A 16558-nucleotide genomic window follows, 5' to 3' on the forward strand; every position below is an offset into this window, starting at 1 on the left:
AAAGTGATCTCCTTAATGGTTGGAGTCGTCGCGCAGGCTCGGACTGGCTCCGCCCCCGCCGTGGTCACCGGAGCGAAGCGTGTGCGCAGCGGTAGAAACCCCGTGTGAGAGACGCTGATTGCGTTGCAGGCGCTTCGCCCAGGCCGGTGCAGGCGGTGGCGTGTCGGAGGTCGTTGCGTTGGCGCCAGTTGTGGCAGTTGTGGCAATTGTGGCTGAAGCCGGTGCAGCCGAATCAGATACAGCCGATGCAACGCGGTCCTTGACGGCCTTGGCGCCAGCCGCAACCCGCTGGCCAACAGCACTCGCACCACTCTTCGCCACATTGGCAAATCCAGCACCCGCAGCGCCTACACCGCCCCCACCTGATGCGGAGGCACCCGCCTGGTAGGCCGACTTCGCGCCAGCAGCCATCGAGCTTGCCAAACGAGCCGCGCTGGCACCACCCCCAACAACCGCACGTGCCGCCCCAGGTGCCATGCGCGCACCAGCGGCTACGGCTGCACCGCCTGTGGCAATCGCCGCGCCACCGGCCACAGCCAGACCCGCAGCACCCAGCACGGTTCCCGCTGCAGCACCGGCTCCCAACTGCGGCGCGCCCGATACCAGCCCGGTCGCGATGCCGGGACCAAAGATGCCCAAACCCAGCAGCGTGAGCGAAGCCAGCATGATGACCAGCGCATGGTCAATCGATGGTTCCGTCCCCGGTGGCGTCTGGAACTCCGCAAACAAGCCAGAGCCAATACCGACGATCACGGCCAACACCAGCACCTTGATGCCCGACGACACCACGTTGCCCAGCACCCGCTCCGCCAGGAAAGCCGTCTTGTTCCACAGAGCAAAAGGCACCAGCACAAAACCCGCCAGCGTCGTCAGCTTGAACTCGATCAGCGTCACAAACAGCTGAACCGCCAGCACAAAGAAGCTCACAATCACCACCAGCCAAGCCAGGAACAGCACGCTGATGACGTCCAGGTTGGCGAACACCTCGGGGAAACCGGTCAGGTCGCTGATCTGCGCCATGAGGGGCCGCCCCGCATCCACACCGGCTTGCGCGAGCCGTCCCGGCTGCAGCAACTGCGCCTGGGTCATCGTGGAACCAGATGCCACCAACCCAAGCCCCGCAAACGAGCGGAACAGGATGCCCGCCAGGTTATTGAAGTTGCCGATGATGAAGGCAAAGGCTCCGACATAGAGAACCTTCTTGACCAGCTTGGCTATCACGTCGTCACCACCCCCACTGGCATGGCTCATAGCCCAGAACAGGCCTGCCAGCGTCATGTCGATACCGACCAGCGTGGCCGTCAAGAACGCCACCTCGCCATGCAGCAGTCCGAAGCCCGAATCGATGTAGCGCGAGAAGACGTCCAGAAAGCGGTCGATGACCGACAGATCGTTCATAACGGTCAATCCTTCGAGGTGGCCGGTGGCGTCGGTTTCGGCACGGGATCGTTCACGTAAGGCGACTTGCCATCCCCCATGAAGCGCCGCCGCGTGGCCTCGGACACCGCAGCGCAGACGGCATCCCCCACCTTGGCATGGTCAGCCTTGCACTGGGCGCGAAGCTCTTTCAGGCGCTCAGGATTCACAACCAGTGATTCCACGGTGTCGGTCGATGCCGACTTGCCGCAGCCCGTTATCAACGATATCGACAACACGAAGGAAATAATCAGAAGTTGTTTCATGGTGATCCCCTCAGTTGCTGTAAAAGTTGACCGTGTACGGGGTGTAAGGCGTACCTTCACCCTGAAACCGCCGACGTACCTCGCGCGCCCGCTCCTGCACCGCCACCTGCCGCGCCTGCTCCAGGGCGGTCGCCCGGTCCTGCGTGATTTGCAACTGCTGCGCCTGAATCGCCTGGCGGGCTTGCAAGGCCAACAGCTGGTTGGTTGCTTGCGTGGCCTGCAGCGCACCGACAGCCGACTGGCTGCGATTCACCAAGTCCGTCAGCGTCTGCTCGTCGGACCTGAAGTTCTGCACCGCCTGCGACTGCACCTGCGTCGCAGTCCGCAGCGCCTCCAGCGAGTTGCGCCAGCGCTGCCGTGCATCCAGCGCCATCTGACCGCCTGAGGTAGATGCGGAATACGCATTCGGATAAAGCCGTGAAAACTCCCCGTCCATCTGCGACACATTGAAAGCCATCCCCTGCGCCTGCTGGATCAACTGGTTCGTCGCGGACAGCGCAGACCGCAACTCGGCCAGTGCGCTGAAATTCAGACCCGTCAGGTTCTTGGTCTGGTTCATCAGCATCTGCGCCTCGTTCTGCAACTGCCGGATCTGGTTGTTGATCTGCTCCAGCGTGCGCGCGGCGGTCAGGATGTTCTGGGAATAGTTGGACGGATCGAACACCACCCACTGCGCCTGAGCAGCAGGCATGGCGGTCACAAGCAACGCCGTAGCAACCGCCAGCAAAGTCTTCTTCATGGTGATTTCTCCTGAGGGATTGACGGTGAGGGCGAAAACGGAGGAAACGACGGAATCAGGTCTGCCGCCCAGTCCAGACCCCGATGACGCAACCATTCACTTGCGAAGTCCGCAGGCGGAGCGGATGCCGACACCGCATCCATGGCGCGCTGGTCCTCGGGCTTGGCTGCACCAGCAAACGCCAGCGCCACCGGCCCGAGTCCCAAATCAAAGACCCGGTTGCCCAGCCGAGACTGGTAGTAGTAGTCCCGTTTGGGCTGCGCCTGCGCGACGATGTCGATCTGTCGGCTGTTGAGTCCAAAACCTTCGTAGATGACGCGAATCTGCGGTTCGGTGGCCTGCGGATTTGGCAGAAAAATGCGACTCGCACAGCTCTCGATGATGGCCGGGGCGATGGCCGAATCCTTGATGTCCGCCAGCGACTGCGTCGCAAAGATCACCGACACATTCTTCTTGCGCAAGGTCTTGAGCCACTGGCGGATGCGCGATGCAAACACCGGGTCGTCCAGGAACAGCCAGGCTTCGTCCAGGATCAACAGCGTCGGAGCCCCATCAAAGCGTTCCTCGAAGCGCGCGAACAAATAACCCAGCACGGCCAGCATCGCTGCCTTGCTGTGCATCAGCTCTTCCATCTCGAAACCCTGCACGTCAGCGGTGCCAAGCCGGTCTGAATCCGCATCGAGTAGTTTGCCGTGCGCGCCGCCCAGCACATAGGGCTGTAGGGCCTGGCGCAAGGCGTTGGATTGCAGCAGAACCGACAGGCCCGTCATGGTGCGCTGATTGACCGGCGCACTGGCCAAACTGTTCAAAGCCGACCACACCGCGTCCTTCTCGGATGGGCTGACCGGGACGCCTTCGTGAATCAAACGCCCGGCTATCCACTCCGCCGCCCAGGCACGATAGCCGTCCTGGTCAATATGCGCCAGAGGCTGAAAAGCGATGGCAGCGCCTGCCCCTCCATCATTGCCGAGGTCGTAATGCTCCCCACCCAGCCCGAGGATGGTGGCGCGAATGGAGCGCCCCATGTCGAAGGCCAGAATGCGTGAACCGGCATAACGACGGAACTGCATGGCTAACGTGGCTAACAGCACCGACTTGCCCATGCCGATGGGGCCAACTACCAGCGTATTGCCCACGTCGCCGATGTGCGTGACCAGCCGGAACGGCGTCGCGCCATCGGTGCGCGTCACGATCAGTGGCGGTCCATCCAGATGCGCATTGCGCTCCTGCCCGGCCCAGACTGCCGACACCGGCATCATGTGGGCCAGGTTCAGGGTCGAGACAATGGGCTGACGCACATTGGCGTAGGCGTGCCCCGGAATCGAAGACAGCCAGGCATCGACCGCATTGAGGGTTTCCGGGATCGTCACAAAACCCCGGCCCTGAATGGTTCGCTCCACGGCGCGCAACTTCTCGTCAGCAGCCGTGGCATCCGCATCCATCACCGTGACCGTCGCCGTGACATACCCAAAAGAAACCTGGTCGCTGCCCAGCTCCTGTAGCGCCGCATCAGCATCCGTCGCCTTGTTCGACGCATCGGAATCGACCAGCGGGCTTTCCTGCTGGAAGATGGTCTCGCGCAGCAGCGCGACGATGTTCTTGCGCTTGGCAAACCACTGGCGGCGCAAGCGCGTCAGTTCTTTCTCGGCTTCTGCCTTGTCCAGGCACAGGAAACGCGTGCTCCAGCGGTAGGCAAAACCCAGACGGTTCAGGTCATCCAGTAAACCCGGCCAGGTCGAGGTCGGAAAGCCGCGCACCGACAGCACACGCAGGTGCTGATTCCCAAGCATGGGCGCAAGCCCGCCCGTCAACGGCTCATCGGCCAATAGCGCGTCCAGGTGCATCGGCACCTCGGGCACGGCCACCGGATGCCGGCGCGTGGACACACAGCCATGCAGATAGGTCAAGGTCTGGCTGTCGTCCAGCCAGGCAACCTCGGGCATCACCCCTTCGAGCAAACCAAAGAAGCGTTCCGTTTCCGACACAAAGCCTTCCAGGCGCCCTCTCCAATTCGGCCAGTCCACGCCCTCGGCCTTGGTGTTCTCGTACAGCAGTTTGGCGGCACGCGCCTGAGACTCCTCAGGTGGCAGATACAGCAGCGTCAGGTGGTAAGCGCTCTCGAAGTGGCTGTCAGCCTCCTCGAAAGCCGCCCGGCGCTCTTCATCGATCAACCAGGACAGCGGCTCCGGGAAAGAAGATTCGGGATAGTCCGCCGCTTCGCGTCGCTCGGCCTCCACGAACAAGGCCCAGCCCGACCCCAAGCGGCGAAGCGCATTGTTCAGCCGCGCAGAGGTCGCGACCAGCTCGCCCTGCGTCGCGCTGTCCAGGTCCGGCCCCCGGAAACGCGCCGTGCGCTGGAACGAGCCATCCTTGTTCAGCACGACACCCGGTGCGACCAGCCCGGCCCAGGGCAGCCAGTCGGCCAGCAAGGCCGGGCGCTTGCGGTATTCGGCGAGGTGCATCATGGTCGTGACCTCATGCGTCCAGCAGCACGCGGTGCTTGATGTGCCGTGCAAAGACCTGCATGAATTGGGGATCCAGGCGTGCGCCCCAGACCGCCAGTGAGTGGCCAATGACCCACAGCGCGATACCTGGCAGCCAGAGCTGCAAGCCCAGTCCCACCGCAGCAGCCAACGTACCGTTGGCAATCGCCACGGTGCGTGGCGCACCACCCAGCAGGATCGGCTCGGTCAGCGACCGGTGCAGCGGCACCTCAAAGCCCGGGGTGTTGGCCGTGATGGCACTCATGTCAGCACCGCTCCACCCGAGAAGCTGAAGAAAGTCAGGAAGAATGACGACGCGGCAAACGCAATCGACAGCCCGAACACGATCTGCACCAGCTTCCGAAATCCGCCGCTGCTATCGCCAAACGCCAGCGTCAGACCGGTGGTAATGATGATGATCACCGCCACAATGCGGGCCACCGGTCCCTGAACCGATTCGAGGATGGACTGTAGCGGTGCCTCCCACGGCATGTTCGAGCCGGCGGCATGGGCGGGCATGGCGATAGCCAGCAGCAGCGCCGTGATGGCAGCAGCCTGGAGGACTGGCTTTACGGAAATACGTGAAGTCGTCATGACGATTCTCCGGTGGTGGGTAAGTGGGGCGATGGGATGGAAGGGAACGAAGGCATCAGATCGGCGCTGAGCTGGTAGCCATGGCTGTCAAAGCCGACGACCCGCGCAATCTCCTGCACGCGCCGATGACGTCCGCGACCGGCGATGAAGACAATGACATTGACCGCCTCGGCAATCAGCGCGCGGGGAACGGTGACGGAGACCTCCTGGATCAGTTGCTCCAGCCGGACCAAGGCACCATGGGCTGAACCGGCGTGCACGGTGGCAATGCCGCCCGGATGCCCGGTACCCCATATCTTGATCAGGTCCAGCGCCTCTCCCCCGCGTACTTCGCCAACCACCACCCGATCAGGCCGCAATCGCAATGTGGCGCGCACGAGGTCGGCCATGGTGCTGACACCCGGTTCAGTGCGCATGCAGACATGGTCGTCGGAGCGGCATTGCAGTTCCACCGTGTCTTCGAGAATCATGACCCGATCGCCAGTATCGGCAATCTCGTCCAGCAGCGCGTTGGCCAGCGTGGTCTTACCGGTACTGGTGCCGCCACATACAACAATGTTGAGCCGCTCACGCACGGCAGCACGGAGAAATCCGGCCTGGGCCTCGGTCAGGATGCCGTCGACCACGTAATGGTTCAGCGTCATGATGCGCAACGCCCGCTTGCGGATCGCAAACGAGGGCGCGCGTACCACTGGGGGCAGAACCCCCAGGAAGCGCTCCCCGGTCTCGGGCAATTCAGCCGACAGAATGGGCGCCCCGGCATTCACCTCGGCCCGCACGTGCGCTGCCACCAGGCGGATGATCCGCTCGGCCACGGCTGGCGGCAGCGTCGTCCCGGTCGGCGCGCGGCCAGTACCCAGCCGGTCCAGCCACAGCGAGCCGTCCGGGTTCAGCAGAACTTCCACGACTTCCGGGTCTTCCAGTGCCGCTGCAATCTCCGGCCCCATTGCGGTGCGCAGCATCCGTATGCGGCGCTCCAATGAGACGGCGGCGCTGCCACCGTCCACGCGGTCCACGCCGCCCCCCATATCTTTGTCAGGCTTGTGGCTCATTGGATGTCTCCCCTTCCTTTTGTTCTGGTGTGGTCGCCTGCGAAGTCAGGTCATCCTGGGCAACTTCTTCGTGGACTTCCCGGACCAAGCTGCGTCCGCGCTGGATATGACGGGCGAGCTGTTCGATGAACTGGCCATAACGGGCGCGGCCCTGCGCACGGGCCGCATCCTGCTGGCCTTCGGGTACAGGCACCGAGACCATGAGGAAGTAGCGGATGTAAAGCGCCACCGTTTCGATCAGAATGCCTTGGTCACGCTCCAGCCGGTCGAACTGGCGCGAGAGGCGGTCCAGCCGTTTGCCCATGGCCGCCTCGCGCTGGTCGGCCGCATCGGGTGAAAGGAACGAAGCCAAAGCAGCGGCAATCACCGCCGACTTGGACACGCCCTTGTGCGCGGCGAGCTGGTCCAGCCGCTTCGCGTGATCGGGCTCAATGAAGATATTGAGACGGGTCCGAGTCATAGCGCAATCCCGTCATCCGGATCCAATGCTGCGAGCCGCGCATTGCGCTGCATTCTTGGGTCTGTATCCCCAATGTCCCGCCTATCCCGCTTCAGGCTGTGCGGTTGCGGCGGCAAGTCGTCCTCGTCATCGAGCACCAGCAGGTCGTCGATGTCCATCAAGGGCTGGGCATCAAACGCAACGTCCAATTCAGGCTTGAGCTGGTGACCGCCTTCGTCGGCAAAGCCGCCTGACTGGTTTGCAGTCAAGGCCTGAGACATGGCAGGGATCGCCAGTTCACTCCAGTCGTCCATTCGTGCAGTGGGTTTGTCCGCATAGCCCTCCAGTGCCAGCACCGGCGGCGCCAGCATCCGCAGCATAAAGTTCCGGTCCTGGTAGTAGCGCAGCTTTGCGGCTTTGATCGGTGGATGGCCGGAGATCATCACGACTTCTTCATCAGGCGGCAACTGCATCACTTCGCCGGGCGTGAGCAAGGGACGTGCGGTTTCCTGGCGCGACACCATCAGGTGCCCGAGCCACGGGGCCAGCCGGTGGCCTGCGTAGTTGCGCTGCGCCCGCAGTTCGGTGGCAGTGCCCAGGGCTTCAGAGATCCGCTTGGCCGTGCGTTCGTCATTGGTCGCGAACGCAATGCGCACGTGGCAGTTGTCGAGGATCGAATGGTTCTGGCCATAGGCCTTGTCGATCTGGTTCAGGGACTGCGCGATCAGGAAGGCACGCAAGCCGTAACCCGCCATGAAGGCCAGCGCTGACTCGAAAAAGTCCAGGCGACCCAGCGCCGGGAACTCATCAAGCATCAAGAGCAGCTTGTGTTTCCTGGCAATGCCGTCGCTGCCGTCCAGTGATTCAGTCAGCCGTCGACCGATCTGGTTCAGGATCAGCCGGATCAGCGGCTTGGTGCGACTGATGTCCGACGGCGGCACGACCAGGTACAGCGATACCGGGTGTTTCGCAGAGATCAGGTCCGCGATGCGCCAGTCGCAGCGCGAGGTGACTTCGGCCACCGTGGGATCTCGATAGAGGCCGAGGAAACTCATCGCGGTGGAGAGAACGCCGGAGCGCTCGTTATCGCTCTTGTTGAGCACTTCGCGGGCGGCCGAAGCGACCACCGGATGGGTGACGGCGCCCAGGTGCCGCGTCGTCATCATCCGATGCAGCGTGATCTCGAACGGGTGGGCTGGATCGGACAGAAAGTTGGCGACGCCACGCAAGGTTTTATCGTCACTGGCGTAGAGCACGTGCAGGATCGCACCGACCAGCAATGCATGCGAAGTCTTCTCCCAGTGGTTGCGCCTCTCAAGCGCGCCTTCGGGATCGACCAGGATGTCGGCGATGTTCTGCACATCACGCACCTCGTGCATGCCGCGACGTACTTCGAGCAGCGGGTTGTAGGCCGCTGAGCGTGCATCTGTGGGATTGAACAGCAGGCAGTGCGAGAAACGTGATCGCCAGCCTGCCGTCAAAGTCCAGTTCTCGCCCTTGATGTCGTGGATCACGGCCGAGCCGGGCCACGAAAGCAGCGTCGGCACCACCAAGCCGACACCCTTGCCAGAACGGGTCGGTGCGAAGGCCATCACATGCTCGGGACCCTCGTGGCGAAGGTAGTCACCTTCCTTGGTCCGCAGCCTCCCAAGGAACACGCCCGCCGGTTGGGTCAGGCCCGCCGCCCGAACATCTTCAGGCTCGGCCCACCGTGCTGAGCCATAGGTTGTGACGCGCTTTGCTAGACGTGATCGCCAGACGGCCATCGCGATGGCGGCACCGGTTGCGAGCAGTCCGCTGGATGCCGCGATGATGCCACCGCGCAGGAAAACGTCAGGTGCATAGGCGTCGAAGAAGTACCACCACTCGAACAGCCGCCACGGGTGATAGATCCGGACGCTGAACAGGTCGACCCAGGGCAGCCCAAGCCGGGCCGGATAACCCAGCGCCGCCGCCGTCCATTGCGTAGCTGTCCAGATGCCGCCGAGCGTGACACCGAGCACTACCGCAATCTGTCCGAACCTGATCCCTGTAGGCATGCTTTCCATTTGTACGTTGATTCCACGTCCGCGCATGCCACAGCGACAGCGACAGCGTCTACGTGAGTCTGGCTTCAGAGAGCCGCGCCGCACACCCATGCGGGGGTAGCGCAGCGCAGTTCATCGACGAGAATCCAACGACGCCGTTGGCTTTGACCGCAGACACCCTCCAATATTGACTGGCATTGACCAGAGCGCGCAATCGCGCGTGCCTTGCCTTTTACACCCCAAGTCTTGCCTTGCACCGTATCTGCATGAAACCTCGACTCGTCTCAGAAATAGATGTCCGCATGCTTTGCAGCACAGCCAAAATTGATCGGGTGCCGATCTCCAAGTGACCAGGCCAAATCTCCGAATGGCCATAGCCAGCAACCTGTCTACCAGGAGATTAAGTGGTCACCAAAAAGTTGGTAAATGCAATGCTGAACGGTCAATTCGGCATTGACGCACACACTCAAGGCGGCGAAAGATCAAAGACATGGGTGGCTCTAAGAATCCGGCATCGGCACGGATTCATCTTCCATCATTAGGGTTAACCCTTATATAAATTGCTTAGGTATCTAATAATAATTGATTTTTTACATCCATTTCTGAGGAGTGCTTTTATGATGACGAGTGAAGAGAACAATCTGTTGTGCCGAGTCGTCGGCGATGCCCCCATGGGGCAGTTGATGCGACGTCATTGGACGCCCGTGTGCTTGATCGAGGAAGTCGCTGAGGCCGATGGAACTCCGGTGAAGGCGCGCGTGCTCGGTGAAGAGCTGGTCGTGTTCCGCGACACGGAAGGCCGTGTAGGCGTACTTGACGAGAAATGCCCGCACCGCGGCCCTTCACTGGTTTACGGCCGTAACGAAGAAGGTGGCCTGCGCTGCCTGTATCACGGCTGGAAGATGGACGTTGCCGGCAATGTGCTGGAGATGGTGTCCGAGCCAGCAGCCAGTGGCTTTGCCGAGAAGGTCAAGCATAAGGCCTACCCGGTGAAGGAATGGGGCGGTTTTGTGTGGGCCTGGTTTGGCCCGGCTGATGCGGTGCCAGAGTTTGTGCCGCCGCCTTGGGCCCCCACCGCAAACACCCGCGTGTCCATCGCCAAGGTGCACCTGCCCTGCAACTATGCACAAATTCTGGAAGGTGCCATCGACTCGGCCCATAGCTCTAGCCTGCACTCGTCGGATATGGTGCCTGCCCGTGTCAGCGGTGCCGAGGCCACCGGACAAATCTGGCTGCGTCCATCGACCGACAAGGCACCGCGTATGCAAGTGCAGCGCGATGGCTACGGCTTTCGATATGCGGCGATTCGCCGCCCTATCAACAATGCAGCAACACACGATTACATCCGATCCACGGTGTTTGTCGCACCCTACACGGTGTTGATTCCACCCAACAATCTTTACAACGTTGCCAATGTGAACGTCCCCATGGATGACACCAACACGGCGTTTTATTTCATCGGCTGGGGCCACCCATCGCAGACACCCGAGACTGAAACCTGGCGCAAATTTCTCCATCAGACCGTGGGAGTCGATCTGGACGAGCACTACCGCCCTCTGCGAAACGAAGAAAACAAATTTTGGCAAAACCGCCAGGCCATGAAGGCTGGCAATTTCACAGGGATCACCGGATTTCCAAACCAGGATGTGGCGATGTGGCTGACCATGGGCCCGATTGCCGACCGCACCAAAGACCGACTCGGTGCCAGCGACATGGCTGTTGTCGAGTTCCGCAAGCAGATGGTGGAAGCCGTGCGCGATTTCCAGGCAGGCAAGTCGGCCATCGGCACCGGAGATCAGGCGATTCCGAAGAACGTCTGTTCGTTCCAGGGCGTGGTACCAAAGACCACCGATTGGCGCGAATACGAAACCACCTATGTGTGGGCAGATGGCATGGATCGCAGCGAGTTCGAATCTTCCTACAACGTCAAAGCCTGAGGCATCAGGAAACGCATGTCCAAGCTCCAACTCTCCGTCGCCATGGGCGACTACGACCGTACTCGTGCACTGCTAGACGGGCGCGTATTGATTGACGGTGTCGATCCGGTCTACATGACCCTCAACCCGGAGGAAATGTTTTTCCGGGCGATGCGTAGCCAAGATTTCGACATCAGTGAACTGTCGTTTTCGAGCTATGCCGTTAAGACCGCCAAGGGCGATTGCCCCTACGTGGCTGTTCCGGTATTCCTGTCGCGTGCATTTCGCCACACGTCCATCTACGTGCGCAAAGACCGCATCAAGAAGCCGGAAGACCTCAAGGGCAAGCGCATCGGCCTGCCCGAGTACCAGTTGAGTGCCAACGTGTGGGCTCGCGCCATCCTGCAGGACGACTATGGCGTGGCGCCGGAGGACGTGACCTGGGTGCGCGGCGGCATCGAGACACCAGGTCGCCCCGAGAAGATTGCGCTGCAGTTGCCCCCGGGCGTGAAGCTGGAAAGCGCACCCGAGGGGGTGACTATTTCCGATTTGCTCGACCGGGGCGATATCGACGGCTTCATGGCGCCCCGCCCGCCCAGCACCCACGTGCTGACCAACCCGAATGTGGGGTGGCTGTTCGACGACCCGACCGCGGTGGCCAAGGACTACTACCGCCGCACCAGCGTGTTTCCCATCATGCACGTGCTGGGGGTGCGCAAAACGCTGGCAGAACGGCACCCCTGGTTGCCGGGCGCGGTGTTCAAGGCCTTCAGCCAGTCCAAGGCGGCTGCGCTCGAAGCCTTGTCTGATACCTCGGCCACCAAAGTCACGCTGCCGTTTGTGGAAGAGCAACTGAAAGCTGCGCGAGAGACCATGGGCCATGATTACTGGTCTTACGGTGTCGAAAAAAACCGCGCCACGCTGGAGGCTTTCTTGCATCATCACCATGCACAGGGCTTGTCATCGCGCCGGTTGTCAGTCGACGAGATATTCCATCCGGCGACGTACGAAACTTACGCGATCTGACTGAGTTCATGTTTCACGCTGCCACCTCCTGCAAGGTGGCAGCGCCTGCATTCTTCGGGTCACTGGCTTGGACTGTCAGTTCGAGCAGGCGGGCTTCTTACCTCGTCAATACTGCGGCCTATCGCACCCTCTGAAGCAACCGCTGGCTCAGCTGCGACCGTCTCATCGGCCGCCAGGTTCTCTATCATGGTCAGCAAGCACTTGCGTACCGTGGCGACGGTTTTCTCGTGGAGACCGCTCACACTGATGTGGTTGACCTCTTCGGCCAGAGGTACCAGCACGTCCTCAAGTGCGCGGCCCGAGGGCGTGAGGAATACGTGCATGTTCTTGCGGTTGCCGGGCAACTGCCGACGTTCAATGAATCCCATTTTTTCCATAGCCTTCATGGCGCTGAAGGTGGTGGGCTCCATCACGCCGGCCAGTTCGCTGAGCTCGCGCTGGGTCAGCCCGTCCTTGATCCACAAGATGCGCAAAAAGGTCCAGTGACCGAATGACACCCCGTGTGCGCCCAGTCGCAGTTGCAGGGCGCGCATCTGTGCGCGCGCCACATCGCGAATGAGGTGGGCGAGACGATCGTCCGGGACGGCTTCGCGCCAATGGCGCAGCAGGTAGTGGTAGGTTTTTTCGGTAGGTGACATCGGGGCCTGGCGCTCAGTGGCGGGGAAGTGCCACTTGGTGCTTGAGCATGATATCCTCCCCCGCACGTTGCGACTCAAGCAAGGCTAGGCACACCTCCATTGTCGCTTGCGACCAGCGCCCGCCGTGCAGCGGCACACGGCCTTCACGCGCCACCGCCCACAACTCATCGATCACCTCGGCGCGTGGCACGGCAGGCACAACGGCAGGCACAAAGTGCGAGCCGTTTTCATCGAACACCTGCACGCCACGCGGCGTCAAACGCAGGTCGCCGTGCTCGCAGCTCACCAGCACCGGGCCGAAATGCTGACAGGCATCGGGCGCTTCGGTTGCAGCGAGCGTGAACAGGCTGCCGCCGAAGTTGCGTTCGGTCTTGGCAGCGGCCTCCTGGGCCTCATCGGTCACAGTCTTCATGCGTACGCGCGTCTGGTAGTGTGCGTCGCGGCTCTTGGGTCGACCCATTTCGCCCACACCGTCCATCAATAGGTCGGTGTCGTAGAAGCCGTAGCCGTTGTAGGTGGCGCTGGCGAATGCGCCGTTGGCAAACGTGAGCAGCGCGCTGTAGGCGCCCTCGGTGGGCCGGGTCGGGTCCCAGCGACCGGTGAGTGCGCGCACGCTGGACACCTCGCCGCCGGCCAGCAGGCGCACGATGTCCACTTGGTGCGCGGCCTGGCTGAAGACCACGCCGCCCCCTTGCGCAGTATCCAACTCCTCAGGTCGGCGCGGGCGGTAGAGGAAGTCAGTGTATTGCATGGCGTGCACCATGCAGACCCGGCCGAACGCGCCGCTGTCTATCAGCTGGCGCGCCAGCAGCACGGGTGCATTGAAGCTGTGGCTGTGACCCACGATCAGTTGCGTACCGGCGACTTCGCAGACATCGATCATTTTGGCGCAGTCGGCCAAGCTCAATGCCATGGGTTTTTCCACCAGAACGTGTTTGCCGTGTCGTGCAGCCAGTTGCACCTGCTCGGCATGCATCTGGTGCGGCGTGGCCACATAAACCCACTCCACATCGGGGTCGGCGCACACGGCTTCGGCCGATTCGTGGACTCGCCCGCCAAAAGTTTGCGCGAATGCGGTGCGCGCGTCCGGGCGTGGATCGAATGCGGCCACCAATTTTACGCGCGAATCGGCCATGAATGTGGGCAGCATCAGCGTGAAGGCGCGGCCCAGGCCCAGCACGCCCAGGCGAACGGGATTGGCGCTGGGGCTCATAGATCGAGCACCAGACAGGACGACTTGGCGCGCGAGACACAGACCATGATGTGGTCCGTCTTTTCCTCATCCAGAAGCACCAGGTCGCGGTGATCGGCCTCTCCCTCGATCAAGCGTGTCTTGCACGAACCGCAGGTACCGCTCTCGCACGAGCTGGGAACGTTCACGCCGTGTTCCCGCGCGATATCAAGAATAGACTTGCCAACCGGCACGGTGAGGGTCAAGCCACTACGCGCCAGGCGCACATCAAAGGGCTGGTCGTCGGCGTGAGGCTTGGTGTCACCGCCGAAGCTCTCGAAGTGAACAGCGCTGCTGGGCCAGTGGCCAGTCATGTCGCGCACTGCATCCATCAGGGGTTTGGGGCCGCAGCAGTAAACATGCTGGCCTGTGACGCTGCCGGGTTTTTCGAGGACAGGCCAAAGATCAAAGCCACGCGCCGGGTCACCTTGGTCATGATGTAGCACCACGTGCGACGCAAATTCGGGAGCGCGCAGTTCGTCCAGGAAGGCCGTGCCTTCAGCATCACGGGTCAGGTAATAGAGTTTGAAGCGGCGCATGCCCTCGGTCAAGAGCGAGCGCGCCATCGCCATCATGGGCGTGATACCGATACCACCCGCAATCAGCACGAAGCTGCTGGCCTTGGCGTCGAGTTCAAACAGGTTCTCGGGAGCGCCCACTTCCAGTGTTGCGCCCGCCTTCACGCCATCGACCAGGCTCAGCGAGCCGCCACGGCCGTTGACCTCGCGCTTGACCGCAATCACGTAGCGGTCGCGTTCGGCCGGGTCGTTACTCAGGGAATACTGGCGAGTGGCGCCGCTGGGGGTCCTGAGCTTGATGTGGGCGCCCGCAGTGAAGGCCGGCAGTTTCTCGCCGGCTGGGTGACGAAACTCGAACAACTGAATGCCGCGCGCGGCGGGTTCAGCACGGACGACCTGCAAGCGCAGCATGGCGGTATCGGTGGACATGGGGATGTCTCCAGGTGGATGTGAAAAGTAATTATCAGGGCCAAGAGTTTTCAACCTTGACAAGCATTAAGCGGTCTGAGACAATTATTATCTTAGATGGCTAAGAAAAAATCAAGTCATCATGTTGTGCAGTAAGTCGCAGTCCGTGCTTTCTGTAGCATGTGGCGGGCAACCCGCACCATGGGCTTTTCCTCGACCGACCGGGTTCGATCCTTTGTGAATGGAGACAATACATGCAACGCAGAACCCTAGCCGCCATGGCCCTCGTAATCGGATTGGCGCCTTTGGCTGCAATGGCCCAGGGCGCCTACCCCAAAAAGGCTGTCAAGTTCATCGCGCCCTACGCTGTTGGCGACCTTCCCGATACGGTGGCCCCCGTGGTGGCACAATGCCTGACGGATCGGCGGGGACAGGCCGCGGTAGTGAACAACAAGTCCGGTGGCAACGGCGTGGTTGCCTGCCAGGCACTGCTGAAGAGCAATCCATCCGATGGGCATGCATTCATCGTCTCGGACGGCTCCATGCTGTCCACACACCGCAGATCAACAAGGCCGTCAAAGGATTGTTAACAATAACAAATAATTTGTTCAATTTACAAAGGTATTTCGCTGTGAAATTTTCTCTGAATTGCTCAAGTTATTTCAAAGCGAGCGCCAACTACCGATCGAGCAAAGACATCCTCCCCGTGTCGCTGATCGCGCGCGCGCAGCGCTTCATCGTGGTCCACCCCAAGACCGGCGTGAACACCCTGCAGGCGTTCGTGTCGCTTCTCAAGAAGAAACCGGGTGAGTTCACTTACGGCTCGTCGGGCATTGGCAGCACCCACCACCTAACCATGGCAGCCTTGAAGTCGGCGTTGAGCCTGGATGTGCGCCACATGCCTTTCCGCAGTTCCGGTCAGTCCACCCCCGCGTTGGTGGGTGGTCAGGTCGAGTTCTCGGTCGCGGCGCTGCCATCCATTTCAGGTTTCGTGAAGAGCGGTCAGTTCAAGGTGCTGGTCAGCAACGCACCCACCCGCTTCACCCAGGCGCCCGACATTCCGGCCATCGCCGAAGTGGTCAAGATGCCCGAAGTCATCAAGACATTCCACACTACCGTGATCGATCCGGTGGGCGCGGGCCCCGGCCGAATACGGCAAGGTGATCGCGCGCGCGCTGATGTCCAAGGCCGGCAAGGCCGCCGATCTGAAAATCGATTGGTTGCTCACGCTTGGCCCTCTGTTACGGGCCTTTCTGACGTTGCTGGCACTGCTCTTGGTGTGTAAATAGAAAAGAAATAGGCATATGGAAACGAAAACTTACTTGGATTCTTCAACGGTCGCACCGCTGCAGTGGAGCGATGCCCTGCTGCTCGGCTATGGCCCAATGGACGCGGTGCACCGCGAATTCGTCGACACCGTGCAGGCGTTGCAGACCGCGCAGGACGCGGATCTACCACGCTGCCTAGAGGCGCTCGTCGCGCACGCCCGTTCGCACTTCGAGACCGAGGACCTCTGGATGGTCGAGACCGACTTCCCGGCGCGCGCATGCCACATCGAAGAGCACGCCGCCGTGATGGCCTCTGTGGAGCAGGTGCGGCAACTGCTGGCCCAGGGCAACATTGCCGAATGCCGGCGCTTGGCCGACGAGTTGGCGCGCTGGTTCCCCGGCCACGCCGATTACCTCGATTCGGCGCTGGCGCACTGGATTTGCAAGCAGCGCCTGGGTGGCAAACCGGTGGTGTTGCGTCGCGACTTGGGCCTCATGACTGCATCTCATCTGAAAACGGAATAACTTCTGAAGTCG

Annotated in this window: 17 protein-coding genes; 5 read left to right on the forward strand and 12 right to left on the reverse strand. The window is 61.6% G+C overall.

The genetic code is table 11. The features are described from left to right. Positions 1 to 12: 12 nt before the first annotated feature. Genes trbL through ACZ5YA_RS18615 form a run of 9 tightly spaced genes read right to left on the reverse strand, consistent with a single transcriptional unit; the run spans position 13 to position 9028 of the window. The gene (gene trbL, locus ACZ5YA_RS18575) at positions 13 to 1398 is read right to left on the reverse strand and encodes a P-type conjugative transfer protein TrbL (RefSeq protein WP_086911751.1); all 1386 of its coding nucleotides are present in this window, start codon (positions 1396 to 1398) and stop codon (positions 13 to 15) included. Between the two features lie 5 nt (positions 1399 to 1403). After that, positions 1404 to 1682: an EexN family lipoprotein gene (locus ACZ5YA_RS18580; protein ID WP_086911750.1), complete on the reverse strand. Its 279-nt coding sequence runs from the start codon at positions 1680 to 1682 to the stop codon at positions 1404 to 1406. A gap of 10 nt (positions 1683 to 1692) precedes the next feature. Beyond that, positions 1693 to 2421, reverse strand: coding sequence for a P-type conjugative transfer protein TrbJ (gene trbJ / locus ACZ5YA_RS18585; protein ID WP_086911749.1), 729 nt, complete (start codon positions 2419 to 2421; stop codon positions 1693 to 1695). Further along, positions 2418 to 4886, reverse strand: coding sequence for a conjugal transfer protein TrbE (trbE, locus tag ACZ5YA_RS18590; RefSeq protein WP_086911748.1), 2469 nt, complete (start codon positions 4884 to 4886; stop codon positions 2418 to 2420). Before trbE ends, trbJ begins: the two co-directional genes overlap by 4 nt. Before the next feature lie 10 nt (positions 4887 to 4896). Then, positions 4897 to 5169, reverse strand: coding sequence for a VirB3 family type IV secretion system protein (locus ACZ5YA_RS18595; protein WP_086911747.1), 273 nt, complete (start codon positions 5167 to 5169; stop codon positions 4897 to 4899). After that, the gene (locus tag ACZ5YA_RS18600) at positions 5166 to 5498 is read right to left on the reverse strand and encodes a TrbC/VirB2 family type IV secretion system protein (protein WP_086911746.1); all 333 of its coding nucleotides are present in this window, start codon (positions 5496 to 5498) and stop codon (positions 5166 to 5168) included. Before ACZ5YA_RS18600 ends, ACZ5YA_RS18595 begins: the two co-directional genes overlap by 4 nt. Continuing rightward, positions 5495 to 6526 carry a P-type conjugative transfer ATPase TrbB gene (trbB, locus tag ACZ5YA_RS18605; RefSeq protein WP_464092859.1) on the reverse strand — a complete coding sequence of 344 codons (1032 nt, stop codon included), beginning with the start codon at positions 6524 to 6526 and terminating at the stop codon, positions 5495 to 5497. The genes ACZ5YA_RS18600 and trbB overlap by 4 nt, the downstream gene beginning before the upstream one ends. Positions 6527 to 6533: 7 nt before the next feature. Then, positions 6534 to 7010, reverse strand: coding sequence for a ribbon-helix-helix protein, CopG family (locus ACZ5YA_RS18610; protein WP_086911745.1), 477 nt, complete (start codon positions 7008 to 7010; stop codon positions 6534 to 6536). Then, positions 7007 to 9028: a conjugal transfer protein TraG gene (locus ACZ5YA_RS18615; RefSeq protein WP_086928645.1), complete on the reverse strand. Its 2022-nt coding sequence runs from the start codon at positions 9026 to 9028 to the stop codon at positions 7007 to 7009. Before ACZ5YA_RS18615 ends, ACZ5YA_RS18610 begins: the two co-directional genes overlap by 4 nt. Positions 9029 to 9633: 605 nt before the next feature. On the opposite strand from ACZ5YA_RS18615, the gene ACZ5YA_RS18620 reads away from it, so the two are divergent. Together ACZ5YA_RS18620 and ACZ5YA_RS18625 are read left to right on the forward strand one after the other, a co-directional pair. Further along, positions 9634 to 10953 carry a Rieske 2Fe-2S domain-containing protein gene (locus ACZ5YA_RS18620; protein ID WP_220637671.1) on the forward strand — a complete coding sequence of 440 codons (1320 nt, stop codon included), beginning with the start codon at positions 9634 to 9636 and terminating at the stop codon, positions 10951 to 10953. A gap of 15 nt (positions 10954 to 10968) precedes the next feature. Next, entirely contained in the window at positions 10969 to 11958 is a 990-nt protein-coding gene (locus tag ACZ5YA_RS18625) for a PhnD/SsuA/transferrin family substrate-binding protein (RefSeq protein WP_086911742.1), read from the forward strand. A gap of 59 nt (positions 11959 to 12017) precedes the next feature. Here the strand turns inward: ACZ5YA_RS18625 and ACZ5YA_RS18630 are convergent, their stop codons facing one another. The 3 genes from ACZ5YA_RS18630 to ACZ5YA_RS18640 are packed head-to-tail and all read right to left on the reverse strand — an operon-like array spanning position 12018 to position 14774. Continuing rightward, the gene (locus tag ACZ5YA_RS18630; protein WP_220637672.1) at positions 12018 to 12596 is read right to left on the reverse strand and encodes a MarR family winged helix-turn-helix transcriptional regulator; all 579 of its coding nucleotides are present in this window, start codon (positions 12594 to 12596) and stop codon (positions 12018 to 12020) included. A 13-nt stretch (positions 12597 to 12609) separates the two neighbouring features. Further along, positions 12610 to 13809 (reverse strand): Gfo/Idh/MocA family protein, encoded by a 1200-nt coding sequence (locus ACZ5YA_RS18635; protein ID WP_464091061.1) that lies wholly within the window; start codon positions 13807 to 13809, stop codon positions 12610 to 12612. Further along, the gene (locus ACZ5YA_RS18640; RefSeq protein WP_464091062.1) at positions 13806 to 14774 is read right to left on the reverse strand and encodes a PDR/VanB family oxidoreductase; all 969 of its coding nucleotides are present in this window, start codon (positions 14772 to 14774) and stop codon (positions 13806 to 13808) included. The genes ACZ5YA_RS18635 and ACZ5YA_RS18640 overlap by 4 nt, the downstream gene beginning before the upstream one ends. 233 nt (positions 14775 to 15007) lie before the next feature. Here ACZ5YA_RS18640 and ACZ5YA_RS18645 point away from each other — a divergent pair, with 233 nt between their 5' ends. Genes ACZ5YA_RS18645 through ACZ5YA_RS18655 form a run of 3 tightly spaced genes read left to right on the forward strand, consistent with a single transcriptional unit; the run spans position 15008 to position 16546 of the window. Continuing rightward, a complete protein-coding gene (locus ACZ5YA_RS18645) occupies positions 15008 to 15343 on the forward strand; it encodes a type 2 periplasmic-binding domain-containing protein (protein WP_157896436.1) in 336 nt (111 codons plus the stop codon). 41 nt (positions 15344 to 15384) lie between these two features. Beyond that, the gene (locus ACZ5YA_RS18650) at positions 15385 to 16038 is read left to right on the forward strand and encodes a Bug family tripartite tricarboxylate transporter substrate binding protein (protein WP_157896435.1); all 654 of its coding nucleotides are present in this window, start codon (positions 15385 to 15387) and stop codon (positions 16036 to 16038) included. Positions 16039 to 16057: 19 nt separating this feature from the next. Continuing rightward, complete coding sequence (locus ACZ5YA_RS18655) at positions 16058 to 16546, forward strand: bacteriohemerythrin (RefSeq protein ID WP_086911737.1); 489 nt, start codon at positions 16058 to 16060, stop codon at positions 16544 to 16546. Positions 16547 to 16558: the final 12 nt, after the last annotated feature.

The organism is Achromobacter sp. JCM 18799 (assembly GCF_055395645.1).

Excerpts from the sequence above, each read along its gene's own strand:
- trbL (WP_086911751.1), bottom strand. The coding sequence starts at position 1,398 with ATGAACGATCTGTCGGTCATCGACCGCTTTCTGGACGTCTTCTCGCGC.
- ACZ5YA_RS18580 (WP_086911750.1), bottom strand. The coding sequence starts at position 1,682 with ATGAAACAACTTCTGATTATTTCCTTCGTGTTGTCGATATCGTTGATA.
- trbJ (WP_086911749.1), bottom strand. The coding sequence starts at position 2,421 with ATGAAGAAGACTTTGCTGGCGGTTGCTACGGCGTTGCTTGTGACCGCC.
- trbE (WP_086911748.1), bottom strand. The coding sequence starts at position 4,886 with ATGATGCACCTCGCCGAATACCGCAAGCGCCCGGCCTTGCTGGCCGAC.
- ACZ5YA_RS18595 (WP_086911747.1), bottom strand. The coding sequence starts at position 5,169 with ATGAGTGCCATCACGGCCAACACCCCGGGCTTTGAGGTGCCGCTGCAC.
- ACZ5YA_RS18600 (WP_086911746.1), bottom strand. The coding sequence starts at position 5,498 with ATGACGACTTCACGTATTTCCGTAAAGCCAGTCCTCCAGGCTGCTGCC.
- trbB (WP_464092859.1), bottom strand. The coding sequence starts at position 6,526 with ATGGGGGGCGGCGTGGACCGCGTGGACGGTGGCAGCGCCGCCGTCTCA.
- ACZ5YA_RS18610 (WP_086911745.1), bottom strand. The coding sequence starts at position 7,010 with ATGACTCGGACCCGTCTCAATATCTTCATTGAGCCCGATCACGCGAAG.
- ACZ5YA_RS18615 (WP_086928645.1), bottom strand. The coding sequence starts at position 9,028 with ATGCCTACAGGGATCAGGTTCGGACAGATTGCGGTAGTGCTCGGTGTC.
- ACZ5YA_RS18620 (WP_220637671.1), top strand. The coding sequence starts at position 9,634 with ATGATGACGAGTGAAGAGAACAATCTGTTGTGCCGAGTCGTCGGCGAT.
- ACZ5YA_RS18625 (WP_086911742.1), top strand. The coding sequence starts at position 10,969 with ATGTCCAAGCTCCAACTCTCCGTCGCCATGGGCGACTACGACCGTACT.
- ACZ5YA_RS18630 (WP_220637672.1), bottom strand. The coding sequence starts at position 12,596 with ATGTCACCTACCGAAAAAACCTACCACTACCTGCTGCGCCATTGGCGC.
- ACZ5YA_RS18635 (WP_464091061.1), bottom strand. The coding sequence starts at position 13,809 with ATGAGCCCCAGCGCCAATCCCGTTCGCCTGGGCGTGCTGGGCCTGGGC.
- ACZ5YA_RS18640 (WP_464091062.1), bottom strand. The coding sequence starts at position 14,774 with ATGTCCACCGATACCGCCATGCTGCGCTTGCAGGTCGTCCGTGCTGAA.
- ACZ5YA_RS18645 (WP_157896436.1), top strand. The coding sequence starts at position 15,008 with ATGCAACGCAGAACCCTAGCCGCCATGGCCCTCGTAATCGGATTGGCG.
- ACZ5YA_RS18655 (WP_086911737.1), top strand. The coding sequence starts at position 16,058 with ATGGAAACGAAAACTTACTTGGATTCTTCAACGGTCGCACCGCTGCAG.